Consider the following 15,405-nt stretch of genomic DNA (forward strand, 5'->3'; position numbering starts at 1 on the left):
CGCATCCCCTTTTCTCCAAAATTACAAAATTAGGATTTTTATACAATTATTAAAATTGTATATTACCACTCCTTTTCTATGTATTGAAAAATAATTATTAGAAAATTCAATATTTTAATTAATTATACCAAAGTTTTCCTTTTTAATAACTTGAGAAATAATTGTCAGAAAACTTACTAGAATAAATAAAAAAGCAAGCAGTTCCAGCACTCCGCTAAAACTACTTGCTCTCCTACTTACTATCTCTATTTTTACTCTTTAATAAATTCCTTCGTACTTCTCACTGTATCAATTGGACGAACTAATTTTTCAATTTCTTCACGTTTTGGCTCTAGGAATGGAGGTAAAGATAATTTTTCGCCAAGTGTTTCGTATGGCTCATCTCCCATAAATCCTGGGCCGTCTGTTGCAAATTCAAATAAGATTTGTGGTGCAACTCTTGCGTATAATGATTCGAAGAAGTGACGGTCTACATAGCCAGATGAAGGAAGTCCAACGCTACTGATTCTCTCAATCCATTCTTCTAATACAGCGCGATCTTCTACGCGGAATGCAGCATGGTGAACCGTACCAAAACCTTGTCGTGCTTCTGGAAGAACCGTATTATGTTCTACAATGACAGAAGCACCGTTTCCACCTTCGTTCACTTCAAATAAATAGAATTCCCCTTCTTGCGCAACCTCTTTAAATAATAAAACTTTTTCTAACACTTCTTTGAAGAAACTAAAGTTCGCGATACGAATGAATACAGGGCCTAAACCAGTAATTGCATATTCTAATGGAACTGGTCCATTTTGCCATGGTGTACCTGATTCGATCCCTTTATCAAGTTCATCTGAGATTAATTGATAGTGTTGTTCATCAAAGTCAACGAAAGAAAGAGTTTTCTTACCAAATTGCTCTTTAATTCCTGTATGTTCTACTTCAAGACGGTCAAAACGTTTCACCCAATATGCTAACGCTGCATCAGTTGGCACTCGGAATGAAGTTTTTGAAATTTCATTTGTACCGTGTACTCCTTTTGGAATACCTGGGAAGTCAAAGAATGTCATATCTGTTCCTGCACTACCTTTATCATCTGCAAAGAATAAATGATACGTTTGAATGTCATCTTGGTTTACTGTTTTTTTAACTAAACGCATTCCTAAAACGTGAGTGAAAAACTCATAGTTTTTTTCTGCACTACTTGTAATCGCTGTAACGTGGTGAATTCCTTTTAATTGGTTCATTTTATATTCCTCCAATGGGTTTCATTTATATGTTAAAGTTGTATATTTTCTTCTATTACTTCTCTTCAATAGGTGCTAAATTCGCTTCAATCTCTGCACGCTGATTTTCTAAGAACGGTGGTAAATCAAGTTTTTCTCCTAAATGTTCTACATCTCCATCAACTGTAAACCCTGGTCCATCTGTCGCAATTTCAAATAGGATTCCGTTTGATTCACGGAAATATAAGCTTTTAAAGTAGAAACGGTCAATGATTCCTGAAGAATGGAAGCCTCTTTGTTTCACTTGTTCTTCCCAATAGGCAAGCTCTGCATCGTTTTTCACACGAATTGCTAAGTGGTGGATGCTACCGCGGCCGGGCTTTTCAGTAGGACCATCTAAATATTTCACAACGATTTCTCCAAAAGCCTCTCCTTTAATGGACTGAAAAATTGCTTCCTCTTCGCTTCGGCTAACCTCTGTATAACCAAACATCTCTGTAAGTGTACTCGCCATTTTATCAAGTCTACGAACTGTCATTTCCACAGAACCCATTCCTTGAATTTGATGCTTTGCAGGAACTTCTGATTTCTCCCAAGTTTCCCAGTGCTCTACTTTTTCTCCGTTTGAAACGAGTAGTACTAAGCGAAGACCTTCAGCATCCTCAAATTGTAAAGCAGGACGATTTGCATATGTTGTCATCTCACTATGTTTCACATCAAATTTCTCAAATCGTTCTTTCCAGTAATGTAAGCTTTCCTCTGAAGGAACGAGTAATCCAATTCGAGTAATCGCATTTGTACCGCGATATGTTCTTCCTACTAAAGGAATTTCAAAAAATGATAACTCTGTACCCGGACTTCCTGTTTTATCTCCGTAAAATAAATGATACATTGACGGATCATCTTGGTTTACTGTCATTTTCACACGACGTAATCCAAGCACATTTTTATAAAAGTGATTATTTTCATTTGCATTTTTCGTAACCATTGAAATGTGATGATGCCCTTTAATTTTATACATTTTTAATTCCTCCACTTCGTTTTACTAGTCAAGTGATGATAAAAAAATAATATGTTTTTTAGCTTTTCAATTTATCCTCATTAATGTTTTCGTAAATTCATCTTAGTTTTTACTGTATAAGTTACTTTGTTTTTTAATCGAAAACAACTGAGTATATGTTTTTCATATGGCTCAATTGCTTTCGTTACTATCACTTTACAACTCAAGTGATTAAAAAGCAAGTGTTTTATCTCGAATTCGAGATATTTTTTTATTAAATAACATTTTGGACTAAAAACACGAGAAATTCTTGGTTTGAGGACATTATAAAATTCATAAGTTGATGGATGTGAGATATCGCCAGCATTTTTGAAAAAAACACGCTAAGAGTATGCGAGATTTTATACAGTTTTTTCGTTAATCCAATAACAGACAAGAACCCTAAAACCGCACCAGAATAGGAATGTATAAAAAATTGCATAGATTGATAGAACAAAAAAAGGAGGTTCCCTTGTGAGAGTAGGGTTCCTCCTTTTTCCTTGCTACCGATAATAGGACGTTATGTTAACTGATCATGTATAGGATATTCATATAGAAATTGTTTCTATCAATGCTGAATTATACAAAGAAGGAGGCATGATAATGAAAAAAGAACAATTAATATTAATTGCTAGTCTTACTCTTTTATTTCCTGTCCTTGAATTTTTCTTCCAGAAATATGATTACTTCAATTTTTACGCACATATAGGTATTATAGCCATTGCTGTATCAACTGTTGTATTCACACTCCATTATATAAAACAAATTTATTGGAAATTATCGATCGTATGAGGAAATTATGAAAGAATAGAATTTAATTGAATATGTTTTCTATTACCCGTTTCAAGCTTTTCCCCATACCTTTTACTGCCCATACTAGTTTAAGGAACACTTTAAAGATAGCATCCCATACGTGTTCATTAATAAAAAATTCGTATACTTTCTTTAACCACTCTTTCGGGGATTTACTCTTACGTTTAAACCTTTGCCAATGCGTTTCTTCACTAGTTTTCATAACTACCCCTTCTTTCTTAATCGAATATGCTTTCTATTAGAAGTTTTAACACCTCGCTATAATGATGAAAAGAACGAGGTTTATCATATCTGGCAATTTAATCACTCCTAATTTTAAATTAAATTCATTATATAACGATTTCTAAATTTTTAGTTAATTACTAGTGAGAATTAAGCAAAATTTAAACAAAAACACCTATCTTAGGCTTTAGTTACAGGTTTTCCCCCTATAAAATCAACTATTTGCGCCACCAACTATGGGGTACGCGAATTACTTTGATATTATCTTTGAACGAACAAAATAACTCCTTTCGAAAAACAAATGAACTGATATTAATCAACTTCCAATATCGAGAATTATGTAAATAAGCTGCCCATATGGACAGCTTACTGTATTGTTTGCTTAACATATTTTTTCTGAAATGCTGGCGGTACTCAATTTAAAAGTTGATATGCCCCCATTCTAGTGGCAAGATATGTTTTATTAGTTCTTCGTTACACCCATGCGTACTTCTTAACTATTTTATTTCATTTTTAATAAAGTGAAACTTTAATCAGTGGGGGTTTTCTTCCCCCCCCCCACTGATTATCAGCCCTCACCAATCGGACTTTAATGACTTAACATTATGCTTATCTTAGGAGCGAGGTATTTTATCGGTGAGTGTATACAAACCATGTAATGCTTGCTGTTAATAATGCTGACGAAATCAAAGCTGTAAGAACACTATATGTTTGCCACATAAGTATTGTTGACCAATCGAAAGCGCAGCACAGTATACCCAGAGCAATCGTAGCGATCAGGAAAATAACTGTTACGGTTATTCTCTTTTTTGTCATTGGCTGTCGCTCATTCGTTCTCCTTCTGCGTAATCCTAAGAGAAATAGCAAAACGGCCAATAGGCAAAAAATAATTGTGATAGACGACAAAATGATATCCAAAAGCTGTGTGCCGCTTATTTCATATGACTGAGTTAGATTGCCTTCTAATATATCTTTAACTTTTAGTACCATGTTTGTATTGGTATTTGTGCCGTTGCTCAGCAAGGAGACGGCTGTTCGTTCATTTGGCAGTATGACTACTTCGGTTCTGAAATTTGGATTGCCCCCAGTGTGTTCTATAATCGTTTGTTCGGCATTTACGGACCAACCTGCCGCATAATACATACCGTTGATAGCCGAAACAGACATATCACCCCTATGTGATTTTTCGATAACCGTGTGAAATATTTCGGGTATGTCCTGCACGATACCCATCTGTATGCCCAGCCAACGAGCCATATCTTTTGTATTAGAAATGATGTAGCCTGCGGGTTTATTCCCAGCATAATCCGGAGCTTTAAATGGAGTTGTCATAAAAAAGGAAGAACGGTAGCCCTGTGCCAACTGTCCAGTAGCTTGAGCATCTTCTTTATAAACATACGTCTGGTGAAGACCTAGCGGCTGAAATACCTGTTCCTTCATAAAGTCTTCATAGCTTTGTCGCGACACAATCTCAATAACCAAACCCAATACGTCATAATTAACGGTTCCATAGTTATACTGTTCACCGGGAGGGAACGCCAATTCAGCATCAACGAGCATTTCCACAGTCTTTTGCAACATATCCGGTGTATTGCCTTGTGGAATATTTTGAAGATGCCTAATATTTGTTAGACCACTGGTATGGTGAAGAAAGTTATTTAGTGTAAGACTTTGCATATCAACAGGTTTCCCTTGATACTTTAATGTAAACCAAGGTAAATATTTTTGGACAGGGTCAGTCATTGAGAGCAGCCCTTGCTCTTCCAATAGCATAATACCCATACCGGTAAAAGCTTTACTGACCGAGGCTAACTCATAGAGTGTATTTTCACTTGCAGACAACCCCTTTTCACGGTCTGCATACCCTGAAGAAAAGTAGAACACTTCATCATCAGCAAGTATTGAGATTGACATTCCCGGCACACCTGATATACGACAGGCATCATCTAGCAACGCTTGTATTGCCGCAGATTGCGAATCTGACAACGCATAACTTTGTGTTGCGAATCCTGAGAATAATATAAATATCGTTAATACAAAAACATTAATCTTTTTCATAAACTCTCCCTTTTGGAAAAATTATAAGAGAATAATATAAATAACCTCCTTTTACAACTACGAAACTAATTTTTAATGTATCTTTCTATTCACCTATATAATATCAAATAATTGCGAATAGTTACACTTGAACGAACAGATGGATGTAATTTGAAACAACTTTAAAGAGCCTTGCTACGTAGAATGTAGTAAGGCTCTTAGCTTTTTAATAATCAAAATTCAATAACTTTATTATCATTATACAACAGCCCCACTAAGCGTATTAACACTTAATGAGGCCACTTTATTCACACTATTAATTATGGAACGTCGGTTTATAGAACGAACGATTATCAAGTGCAAAGACACGCTCTGTGTATTCGCCTGGTTTTGTGCGTCCTAATGCGCGGTCCATCATGTTCATTTTTGCATCTAAGTTATCGATGTAATGCAGAATTTCTGCTTCTTTTACTAATGGTGGTTTTGGGCTACCCCATTCCGCTTTTCCGTGGTGAGAAAGGACGATGTGTTGAAGAATTAATACTTCTTCTGCATCGATTTGCAATTCGTCTGCTGCTTTACCAATTTCGTTCACCATAATAGAAATGTGGCCTAGTAAATTTCCTTCTAACGTATACGTTGTAGAAATTGGGCCAGATAGTTCGATTACTTTACCAAGGTCATGTAAAATAACGCCTGCATATAGTAAGTCTTTATCTAACGATGGGTATAGATTTGAGATAGCTTTCGCTAAATCAAGCATTGATACGACGTGATAAGCTAGTCCAGATACGAACTCGTGATGGTTCTTTGTCGCTGCTGGATAGTCTAAAAATTCGTTTTGATGCTTATTTAATAAATGTCTTGTTAGACGCTGAATGTTCGGGTTTCTCATTTCAAATATGTATTGCGTAATTTTCTCAACCATATCTTCTTTTTTCACTGGTGCTTTTTCTACGAAGTCTGAGATATCTGTTACTTCATTTTCATTCGCAACACGAATTTGTTTCACACGTAATTGAATACGTCCTTTGTAGTTTAAAATATCACCAGCTACTTTCACGATTGTTTCCGCTACATATTGTTTCTCAACTTCTGGTGATACGTCCCATAGCTTCGCTTCAATGTCTCCACTTGGATCTTGTAAGATTACTGTTAAAAATGGCTTTCCATTGCTTGCGATACCTTTTGTCGCTGTTTTAATTAACAAGAAAATATCGACTTGTTCACCAACTTCATACTCTGCAATTTTCTTTTTCATTCGAATTCCTCCACCAAATCAGTTACTTTTAGTATAGCACACTACAACTCATTTTCTTTACGCATATGTGTTAATTTTATAATCTGTTTTTCTGGAAAATACGCAAGTAAATGCGCATGACATGTAAAGAATATGACTTGTCTATCCTTTGCAATTTCCTTTATAAGTTCAATCGTTCGATTCGTCCTTACCGCATCAAAATGCACGAAACTATCATCAATAATAAATGGATAATCATGTTCGAATGTTTTCGCGAGTGCAAATCTCAGCGATAAATATAACTGCTCCGCTGTCGCTTGGCTTAGTTCATGACTGTAAAAACGCATACCGTCGTTACGTTCAACGATAAACGGTTCTGCCTCTGACGGTGAAAAGATTTTACTATAGCGTCCGCCTGTTAAATAGACGAAATACTCTTCTGATTTTTGTAAAATACGAGGAAGATGAACTTCATGATAATAGTGCTTCGTTTTCGTTAACACTGTCTTTGCGGCCGCATAAGCAGCCCACTTCTTCACTTGTTCACGCACTTGCGCTTTTTTCATTTCCCATTCATGCATTAAATCGCCGTACGTACTACCTTCTTCTAAATTCGCAATTTCCATACGATGTTTCGCAATACGCTCTGTCAATTCTTTCTCTTGCGCCAGACAGTTTTGGACAGTTGTAATTTCTTGCTTTAATTTTCCTTCATAACCGTCAGCTTCATAATGTTCAGCTAATGATAAACTCGTTAAACGCTGTTCCAACAGATCAATTTGCGGTAATAAACGCCCCACTTGTTTCTCTGCATCCTCACGTTTTTCCGCCAGTTTACCTGCTTCTAAAAACATCTCTTCATCTGTAGACTCTGCAATATGCCATAAACCATCTCGTTCTATTAGTAATTGCTTTAATTGTTCTTGCATAAACTCATATTCTTCTTGCCATTCCGCCAGTTTTTCTTTTAACTGCTTACAAGTTTGGCGCTTCTCTTTCTCATTTTGCATACGGCTTTGTGCCTCGTGTAGCTTACTATACTCCGCACTACCGATAACAGTTTCTAGTTTATGTTCAAATTGCGAAATCATTTCATATAATGAAGATTTTCGCGTACCTTGCTTCTCTAACTCCCGATATAATTGCTGCATTTTTTCAATACGCTCAAACGCCGGCAATATGTGTGCATACGTATAAAATTCAGGAAACATATAGCGCGTTTTATATGCATCGACTTGTTCTCCCGCCTGGAACGTTTCTCTCTCCCATTCCTCATACGATGAAACGACTTTATCATACGCTCGTTCCAACTGCTGTAACTTATAAGACTCGCGCTCAAATAACTTCCGAATCTCTTCATCTTTTTCTAACTCATAGCGTACAGACATCGCTTCTTCACTTTGTCTCCCGCCGGCACTTTGCTGAAGAGTAAGAAGCTCTTCTTGTAATCCGCTTGATGGATCTTTATATAAAACAAGGGCGAGAACAATCCCTACAAATACGATGACACTAATAAATAAAAGCGGGCGATTGTCTATAAATAAGCTCGTGAATAAAATGCCTGTATTAATAAGGAGTAACAGAAGACAAACTCTTTGCCACTGCTTTTTCTTTTGCATAGCCGCTCCTGCTTTTTCCTCGTACTTGCGCTTCATTCTCTCTGCGCCCATACCGATAAACGCCGCATCTTGGAACGACTTCTCTTTCTCAGCTAACGCATTTCGCTCTTCATCCGCTAACATTTGTTGCTTAATCTGTCTTATATTCTCTTCTTGTTCTTCTAATTGCTCCTGCGCTACTTTAAAACGATCATCAAGCTGTGCTTTTTGCGTTTCTAATTCACGCGCCTTTTGCACTGTTTGCGTAATTAACTCTTTCGTTGCCAAACTCATATCAAACGACAGAACTGTTTCCTTTTCAAAAGTAGCACCAATTTGTTGCTCTAGTTCTGCCAGTTCTTCTTTTATATTCGTAATACTTCCTGTCAAATCACGCATTTCTTGGCGTGCATTTTCGTAAGACATCTGCTGCATACGAAGTTCTTCTACATAACTTTCTTTTTGTAAAAACTCTTCATCTATTTGAATCGAGGCAATTTCCGATTGCACTGTCTCAATTTTCTTGTGGAGCGAATCAACTTGTAATTGAAGCGGCTCCATCTTCGCCTTAATTGCTTCATAACGCGCCATTCCGTTTACAGGAAACTGCCCGCTCTCGTTCTCTAACACTTTCTCGTGCGCACGCTTTTCAATAACGAGAGGCTCAAGCGCTGCTAATATTTCATAATCTTGCTTCCGCTTTTCTGCATTCTCTTTTTCCACGCGAACAGTAGCTAGCTTCTCTTCACTTGCTTTTAGCTGCTCCACTTGCTTTTCATACGTGCCAATTTTCCCTTGCCACTCTTTCATCTTCTCTTCCAGCTTCTTCATCTCTTGCAGTGACACGTTAATTTCAGGTTTACGCCCGCTTGGCTTGAAGCGCTGGTCCATTTCTTTTTCTAGCTTTTTATCTAACTGCAATAGCGCATCACTTCCGACTGCACTTGCCGAAAATAAATAATTGCCAATATCCGCTTCGCCGAGCTGATGAATGTTTTGAAGGCCATGCATATCAAATGAAAAGACAGATTCAAATAAACTTTCATTCATCCCGCTTAATATATCGTTTAAAATTTCTTCTCCGCCCGTTTTCCCGTCTTCAAAATAAACGGTCACCTCGCCAGCTGCCGTCTTTGGCAATCGCTCAATTTTCAAACGACCGTACTGCTCTGTTTGCACAGTGATCGCACCGCCATACTTCCCGCCTTCTTTCGGCTCATAACGGCGCTGTCCTCTCGTCGGAAAACCGAATAAAATACTTTTCATAAATGAGCGAATTGTCGATTTCCCCGCTTCATTTTCACCGTATAACACTGTCAGCAAGGAAAGATCCATTTCCACATTTTCTAATTTTCCGTACCCATAAATATGGAGTTTTTCAATTCTCATTTTTTATCCCTCTCTTGCTGGAATAATTGTTCTAAAATAATATTTTCTGCTTCCTTTTGAATCTCTTTCTTCTCTTCTTCTGTAAAAGATTCAATACTATTACGCGCTACAGGAGATGTCCAAATAGTGCGCAATACTCCGTCCATATTAGTGAAAGCTTCTAACTCCTTTAGCACACTACCCACGAAATGATTTTCCGCTTTCAAACGTTCGATTTCCGCAAAAGAAACCGTCTCATTTTTCCACTTCATTGCATATACGAAATCTTTTCGCTCTTCTCCAGATGCTAAAATGTGAAAAATCTCTTCCACACGCTTTTCGTCGCGCAAATAAGGTGAAAGTGGGCCTTGTCCTGTAAATACGACAGTTAATAGCGTACCTTCCTCTTCTCTTCGGCATTCATTCATCGCAGTAGATATGCTTCTCATAAGTTCATCAACAGTGTCAAGTCCATCAATACCAACCTCGATTTCGTCCCATACAACATCTGCCGTATGGAAAAATGAACACTGCGATCCTTTTTTCGTAAGTTCAATAAGGTATGCACCCTTCTCGCCTGTTTCCTTACGATGACGACCTTGTATGTTCCCTGGATAAATAATGTATGGTTCTTCTGATAAAATTTCACGTTTATGTATATGGCCAAGAGCCCAATAATCAAACTGTTTTTCTTTCAACTCACGAATTTGAAACGGTGCATAGCGATTATGCTCTGCATCTCCTTCCACACTTCCGTGAAGCATACCAATATGAAAAGGCGCATCACTCATTTTCGTATACTGCGCTGTCATATTATCCGTTACCGCTTGCTGCAAATAACTAAAACCATAAATAGAAGCTAATAGCTCACCATTTTTATAAAATGATTTCTCTTCTACATAAGGCTCAGTAAATACATGAACATTTTCCGAAAACTCAATTGCTGCCCAGCTTCCCCCTAAATGATCATGGTTACCGTGAATAATAAAAACAGGGATATCGTATTGCGAAAGTCTCTTCATTTGCTCACGCACAAACACTTGCGCCCTCAAACTTCTCGTCTCCGCATCATACAAATCCCCAGCTAATAATACGAAATCAACGCGCTCTTGAATCGCTTTATCAACAATACGCTCAAATGATTCAAACGTACTTTGCTTCATTCTCTCCCACACAGACTGCGTAACATTCATCTCCATCCCTTTAAACGGACTATCCAAATGCAAATCAGCCGCATGTATAAACCTTACTTGTTTCACAAATAACGATCCTTTCTATCTTTCAAAAGTTTCATTTTATCAAAATTTAAATCGCTGAAAACTAATAATTATCGAGAATAAAAATATTCTCGATAATTAAAGTTTCATTCTATTTTACCACGCAATGTCATATATTTCTTTGCATATTGTAGCATTTTATGTCAAAATAATTATAAGATTCTGATTTTAAATATTGGAGGGAATTTTCATGGGAGTATACGTTCTAACAGTCTTTGAAAAAGATGGTTCAAAAGCATTAGACGAATCATTCGAGGCGGCAACTGAAAAAGAAGCAAAAGTAAAAGGTGAATCTATCTTACAAGAAAAAGGATTGTATGAAAAAACACATCGCTGTACATCTACTGCAGGTAAGCTCGTTTTATTCCAGCGCTAAAAAAAGAAGCGTCATCCGCTTCTTTTTCACTCTACTATATCTTCGTCACACCACGTAAACACCACATCTAGAATACGATTACCGATACGTACGCGTTTATTCCATTTACCTGTTTGGATCTGATGTTGCAATTCTGCTTTCATCTTTTCCGTCCAGTCGTGAATCGTTTCACTACCGTCGTACGGATATACGCTCGGAAACTCTTTCTGCAGTAGATGCAAGCTCTCTGCATCAAAATGAAAATGGAAGAAGTAGTTTGCTGTAAGCGATGGTTCTTGCAATCGTAAAAAATGATCATCAATTTGCTTTCTATTTCGATAGAAAGTAAAGATATTCACTTTACCGCTAGTAATTTGGTCAATTTGAATTTCGTGCTTCTCTATAATCACGTCTTCTCCACCTCGTTGTATACTATCTTTAGTATATATGTCTTTTGCAACAAAGTTAACCATTTTCGCGCGAAATTCATTTCCTTCATTATATTACCTGTACCTCCATATGCAATCAGAATAAATAAAACAAAGTTGAAGGGGAGCGATCACATGTATTTCGGAAGCAAAGGTTGGTATGTAAAAGAACTTAAAAAATTAGGTATCCGTACTTATGAAGGTAAAAAACTAGAATCGTATCGTACGCATGTGTTGTCTAGTTTACTTGAGAGAATGAAGAGAGCTTCGGCTTAATAGAATAGCAAGAAGTAAACCTGAATATTGGTAAATGATAAAAAACACCTCCTAAATTCGCATACTAAGTATGCAAATTAAATGGAGGTGTTTTTATCAGTCTCACTTTTTCAGGGGCGCTTCAGTTTTCATAAAATATTTTTTGTTTCCGTTGAAACGGATAAGTTTTAATCTCAGCTGTATCTAAATTTTCATTGAATAAATGAATAGCTATAATTTGTCTACAATCGTAAGTATGGTAATAATATGTTCCAGATTCCATACACATTGCACTCGTATAGATGGTATTATCTAATGTTCCGTCTTCTGTTATTACTGCCCCTTTAGGAACCTCACAATTTGATAAGATATGAAAAATAGCCGATATCCCCTCTTCTTCGTTCTCTATACCTTGAATGTTTTGTTTGCCATATGCTGCCCGTACAAATCTTGATGGCGGGGTAAAATCTCCAGGAAGTCCCATCGTTCCTGAACCTTGGCCAAAAGCACTTAATGGTACATCTCCCCACTCCGTTGGCGCAAATGGCTGCGATTTAAGTCCAATATATTGTCTTAAATTTTGTAAATGCCAATTAAACTCCGGACTATTAGTCATCACTCCTAATGGATTGTCATACATTTTTAGTCCATCAGTTGTCGGCTCAAGTACAATACAATCTCCCCATTTATCTGCTAAAATCCAATGTAGCGGTGGGGTAATTCCTAAAACTGGTAATGGTATATCTATAAGGGAAATGTTATCAACAGATTTTTTTAACTCTTCAACAGAATTAAATTGCGTGAGGCTCCAAGCCACAAAATCAAATGGCGCTAAATTCGTTTTATGGTTATCTATACTGTTACTATAAGTAGCGAATCCCGGGAAATAGAGAGTGGCACACGTCATACCAGCTTCATTTACTCCGTCCGCCATAATGACCCTTCCTTCATGATTAATTCCCATTCCGACAACAGCCTTTTTCGCTCGGATAGTTTCACCAGTTATATTGTTCCACTGATAACGCCGAGGAATGATTATTACTTCCTGATTCATATCTAATGTGAAATCCATTGTTCTCGCAAAAAGATGTTGGAAATTTTTAGTTTGTAACGTCAAACTAGTACACATGAAGAAATCCCCCCATTTTATAGTTATATACACATTTTATAAAATTCTGATAAATACGTAAATTAAAAACCCTATTTATCACTAACAAAGTAACCACCCAAACTAAAAATGCTATAATAAACCCAATCAAACTAAGGGGGCAAATTACTTTGCTTGGAACATGCATTCAATTTCATAAGTTTGGCAATCCAAAAGACGTATTACAAGTTGAATATAAAAATATAGAACCACTGAAAGATAATGAAGTTTTCGTCCGTATGCTAGTTAGACCGATTAATCCATCTGACTTAATTCCCATCACAGGAGCATACGCTCATAGAATTCCTTTACCTAACATACCTGGCTATGAAGGTGTTGGTATTGTAGAAAATGTTGGCGCTTTTGTTTCTCGAGAGCTTATCGGTAAACGAGTGTTACCTTTACGCGGGGAAGGTACTTGGCAAGAATATGTGAAGACATCAGCTGATTTTGTAGTCCCTATTCCTGATTCCATTGATGATTTCACAGCGGCACAAATGTATATTAATCCCCTTACGGCGTGGGTTACTTGTACAGAAACGTTAAACTTACAGCGTAATGACGTTTTATTAGTGAATGCTTGTGGGTCCGCTATTGGACATCTATTTGCGCAGTTATCCCAAATTTTAAATTTCCGATTAATTGCCGTTACAAGAAATAATAAGCATACAGAAGAATTACTGCGCCTTGGTGCTGCATATGTAATTGATACTTCCACTGCCCCGCTTTATGAAACTGTTATGGAATTAACAAACGGGATTGGTGCGGATGCTGCGATTGATTCTATCGGAGGACCGGATGGAAATGAATTAGCTTTTTCCTTACGTCCAAACGGGCATTTTTTAACGATCGGTCTTCTATCAGGAATACAAGTGAACTGGGCCGAGATTGTCACAAAAGCAAAAGTACACGCAAACATATTTCATTTACGACATTGGAATAAAAATGTGTCAGCATATAAATGGCAGGAGACGTTTCGTCACTTAATTCGTCTAGTAGAAAATGAGCAATTACGTTTTATGAAAGTCCATTCTACATATGACTTAGCGGATGTGAAAACGGCGGTTGATGTTGTGCAATCTGCGGAGAAAACGAAAGGGAAAGTTTTTTTGACGGGTTACTGACTACAATTGAAGGAGTCTTTTTGATTGGCCATTTAAATAGACTAGATAGTACGTTTAGGAACACCTAATTGTAAGTATCTGGTATAATCCTATTAAAAGGTGAAAGGAGATTTTCACATGTGGCTAATCACGGCAATCGCGCCTGTTGTAATAGTTGGTAGAATTGTAGTATTTGTAATTAAAAGATTGGAACATAAATATAAGAACGGAAAATTAGGTAAGAAAAAATCTCAAAAAGCTCAACTGTTATTAGATAGTTTCATACCTATGGGAATGCTTGTCGGCTGTATGATTGGTTTGATTTCCGGTATGTTTTCCCCAGATTTCTCACTGTTTTCCATTAGTTTAGGGTCTGGAATAGGCTATTTATTTGGTTATTTCGCCTATGAAATTTATAGCAAGACAGGCAACAATTTTTCATAATCCAAAAAGAATAAGCGGAACAGTACATAATCGTCATATAAAATATGTACTGTCCTTTATTGTTGCATCAACATTATCACCTTACCTTCCACATCCTATACACCTTTTTTATTGACTTTCCTCTCCTCCCTCTTTTGTATATCCACTTTTTTATTTTCATTGGATCTATACCCATAGTAAAGTAGAGCACATGTAATAACTGAACCTACAATATATCCTAAAAAACACCCTAACCAAAACATAATGTAACCGCCTCTATTCATTATAAATTTTATGTAATACAACCCTTTACATGCTCAATCGTTTATTTCTATAAACTATACACTCTCGTTATTCATACCATTATTTCTCCCCTTACCTCAAATAACAATTTTTTTATTTATCATAAAGTTAACACTCTCGTTAAACAAATATAAAGATTGCTGTATTTCTTACTTTTCTCCTTGAAAACGATATATACTATATTTGAAATAAGCGGGTGCGTCTGCTTAGTATCTAAATTCCCGTGCAATACCCCCAATCCTAGCATCTTTTACAATAACGTTTTGCTTATTTTTTGTACTTATAATACGCCATCAACTCTTCTTCATTTTAACTTTAATCATGAAACAAAAAAATCCCCTCAAAGCATGAACTTTAAGGGGGAGCCTGTTTTTTATTTACTTATATACGTACAGCTGTACCACTGACAGCAACCATTAACATTCCATCACGAACAACTTCGTAATCTACGTCAATACCAACGATAGCGTTCGCACCTTTTTGTTTTGCAAGTTCTTTCATTTCATCCATTGCGATATCACGAGCTTCTTTTAGCTTGCTTTCGTAAGAACCAGCACGACCACCGACAACATCACGAACGGAAGCGAAT

General features: G+C 36.8%; 15 protein-coding genes. 5 read left to right on the plus strand and 10 right to left on the minus strand.

Translation table 11 applies throughout. The annotated features are described in order from the left end of the window. Positions 1 to 251: 251 nt before the first annotated feature. Both HMPREF2590_RS13135 and HMPREF2590_RS13140 read right to left on the minus strand, forming a co-directional pair. Positions 252 to 1,229, minus strand: a complete 978-nt coding sequence (locus HMPREF2590_RS13135; RefSeq protein ID WP_001072544.1) for a ring-cleaving dioxygenase — start codon at positions 1,227 to 1,229, stop codon at positions 252 to 254. 55 nt (positions 1,230 to 1,284) lie between these two features. Further along, on the minus strand, positions 1,285 to 2,229 hold the full coding sequence (locus tag HMPREF2590_RS13140; RefSeq protein WP_000276678.1) for a ring-cleaving dioxygenase: 945 nt from the start codon (positions 2,227 to 2,229) through the stop codon (positions 1,285 to 1,287). Between the two features lie 621 nt (positions 2,230 to 2,850). Between HMPREF2590_RS13140 and HMPREF2590_RS13145 the strand changes: the two genes are divergently transcribed. Beyond that, positions 2,851 to 3,039, plus strand: a complete 189-nt coding sequence (locus HMPREF2590_RS13145) for a hypothetical protein (RefSeq protein WP_000712159.1) — start codon at positions 2,851 to 2,853, stop codon at positions 3,037 to 3,039. Positions 3,040 to 3,061: 22 nt separating this feature from the next. Here HMPREF2590_RS13145 and HMPREF2590_RS13150 read toward each other — a convergent pair whose 3' ends face one another. From HMPREF2590_RS13150 to HMPREF2590_RS13170, 5 genes are all read right to left on the minus strand, one after another. Beyond that, positions 3,062 to 3,262: a hypothetical protein gene (locus HMPREF2590_RS13150; protein WP_000858032.1), complete on the minus strand. Its 201-nt coding sequence runs from the start codon at positions 3,260 to 3,262 to the stop codon at positions 3,062 to 3,064. Between the two features lie 650 nt (positions 3,263 to 3,912). Beyond that, positions 3,913 to 5,340 carry a serine hydrolase domain-containing protein gene (locus HMPREF2590_RS13155; protein ID WP_000723591.1) on the minus strand — a complete coding sequence of 476 codons (1,428 nt, stop codon included), beginning with the start codon at positions 5,338 to 5,340 and terminating at the stop codon, positions 3,913 to 3,915. Positions 5,341 to 5,635: 295 nt separating this feature from the next. Further along, on the minus strand, positions 5,636 to 6,580 hold the full coding sequence (yhaM, locus tag HMPREF2590_RS13160; RefSeq protein ID WP_000726639.1) for a 3'-5' exoribonuclease YhaM: 945 nt from the start codon (positions 6,578 to 6,580) through the stop codon (positions 5,636 to 5,638). A gap of 41 nt (positions 6,581 to 6,621) precedes the next feature. Beyond that, complete coding sequence (locus HMPREF2590_RS13165; RefSeq protein WP_050821705.1) at positions 6,622 to 9,546, minus strand: ATP-binding protein; 2,925 nt, start codon at positions 9,544 to 9,546, stop codon at positions 6,622 to 6,624. Next, on the minus strand, positions 9,543 to 10,784 hold the full coding sequence (locus tag HMPREF2590_RS13170) for a metallophosphoesterase family protein (protein WP_003311805.1): 1,242 nt from the start codon (positions 10,782 to 10,784) through the stop codon (positions 9,543 to 9,545). Before HMPREF2590_RS13170 ends, HMPREF2590_RS13165 begins: the two co-directional genes overlap by 4 nt. A gap of 208 nt (positions 10,785 to 10,992) precedes the next feature. Here HMPREF2590_RS13170 and HMPREF2590_RS13175 point away from each other — a divergent pair, with 208 nt between their 5' ends. Further along, the gene (locus HMPREF2590_RS13175) at positions 10,993 to 11,178 is read left to right on the plus strand and encodes a YhzD family protein (RefSeq protein ID WP_000539557.1); all 186 of its coding nucleotides are present in this window, start codon (positions 10,993 to 10,995) and stop codon (positions 11,176 to 11,178) included. 26 nt (positions 11,179 to 11,204) lie between these two features. Here the strand turns inward: HMPREF2590_RS13175 and HMPREF2590_RS13180 are convergent, their stop codons facing one another. Next, a complete protein-coding gene (locus tag HMPREF2590_RS13180) occupies positions 11,205 to 11,567 on the minus strand; it encodes a hypothetical protein (RefSeq protein ID WP_000582785.1) in 363 nt (120 codons plus the stop codon). A gap of 153 nt (positions 11,568 to 11,720) precedes the next feature. Here HMPREF2590_RS13180 and HMPREF2590_RS13185 point away from each other — a divergent pair, with 153 nt between their 5' ends. Further along, positions 11,721 to 11,861: a YflJ family protein gene (locus HMPREF2590_RS13185; protein WP_000273537.1), complete on the plus strand. Its 141-nt coding sequence runs from the start codon at positions 11,721 to 11,723 to the stop codon at positions 11,859 to 11,861. Between the two features lie 121 nt (positions 11,862 to 11,982). Here the strand turns inward: HMPREF2590_RS13185 and HMPREF2590_RS13190 are convergent, their stop codons facing one another. Next, entirely contained in the window at positions 11,983 to 12,969 is a 987-nt protein-coding gene (locus HMPREF2590_RS13190) for a choloylglycine hydrolase family protein (RefSeq protein ID WP_000337593.1), read from the minus strand. Between the two features lie 149 nt (positions 12,970 to 13,118). On the opposite strand from HMPREF2590_RS13190, the gene HMPREF2590_RS13195 reads away from it, so the two are divergent. After that, complete coding sequence (locus HMPREF2590_RS13195) at positions 13,119 to 14,111, plus strand: zinc-dependent alcohol dehydrogenase family protein (RefSeq protein ID WP_000901746.1); 993 nt, start codon at positions 13,119 to 13,121, stop codon at positions 14,109 to 14,111. A gap of 117 nt (positions 14,112 to 14,228) precedes the next feature. Next, a complete protein-coding gene (locus HMPREF2590_RS13200; RefSeq protein WP_003311800.1) occupies positions 14,229 to 14,534 on the plus strand; it encodes a hypothetical protein in 306 nt (101 codons plus the stop codon). A 663-nt stretch (positions 14,535 to 15,197) separates the two neighbouring features. Here the strand turns inward: HMPREF2590_RS13200 and HMPREF2590_RS28875 are convergent. After that, on the minus strand, positions 15,198 to 15,405 hold a 208-nt coding region (locus HMPREF2590_RS28875), incomplete at its 5' end, for a heavy metal-binding domain-containing protein (protein WP_128438115.1).

Origin of the sequence: Bacillus sp. HMSC036E02, assembly GCF_001836235.1 — a bacterium.
Lineage (GTDB): Bacteria > Bacillota > Bacilli > Bacillales > Bacillaceae_G > Bacillus_A > Bacillus_A cereus.

Bases quoted from the DNA above. Each gene is read 5' to 3' on its own strand.
- HMPREF2590_RS13165 (WP_050821705.1), bottom strand. From the start codon at position 9,546: ATGAGAATTGAAAAACTCCATATTTATGGGTACGGAAAATTAGAAAAT.
- yhaM (WP_000726639.1), bottom strand. From the start codon at position 6,580: ATGAAAAAGAAAATTGCAGAGTATGAAGTTGGTGAACAAGTCGATATT.
- HMPREF2590_RS13190 (WP_000337593.1), bottom strand. From the start codon at position 12,969: ATGTGTACTAGTTTGACGTTACAAACTAAAAATTTCCAACATCTTTTT.
- HMPREF2590_RS13150 (WP_000858032.1), bottom strand. From the start codon at position 3,262: ATGAAAACTAGTGAAGAAACGCATTGGCAAAGGTTTAAACGTAAGAGT.
- HMPREF2590_RS13200 (WP_003311800.1), top strand. From the start codon at position 14,229: ATGTGGCTAATCACGGCAATCGCGCCTGTTGTAATAGTTGGTAGAATT.
- HMPREF2590_RS13140 (WP_000276678.1), bottom strand. From the start codon at position 2,229: ATGTATAAAATTAAAGGGCATCATCACATTTCAATGGTTACGAAAAAT.
- HMPREF2590_RS13175 (WP_000539557.1), top strand. From the start codon at position 10,993: ATGGGAGTATACGTTCTAACAGTCTTTGAAAAAGATGGTTCAAAAGCA.
- HMPREF2590_RS13155 (WP_000723591.1), bottom strand. From the start codon at position 5,340: ATGAAAAAGATTAATGTTTTTGTATTAACGATATTTATATTATTCTCA.
- HMPREF2590_RS13185 (WP_000273537.1), top strand. From the start codon at position 11,721: ATGTATTTCGGAAGCAAAGGTTGGTATGTAAAAGAACTTAAAAAATTA.
- HMPREF2590_RS13135 (WP_001072544.1), bottom strand. From the start codon at position 1,229: ATGAACCAATTAAAAGGAATTCACCACGTTACAGCGATTACAAGTAGT.
- HMPREF2590_RS13145 (WP_000712159.1), top strand. From the start codon at position 2,851: ATGAAAAAAGAACAATTAATATTAATTGCTAGTCTTACTCTTTTATTT.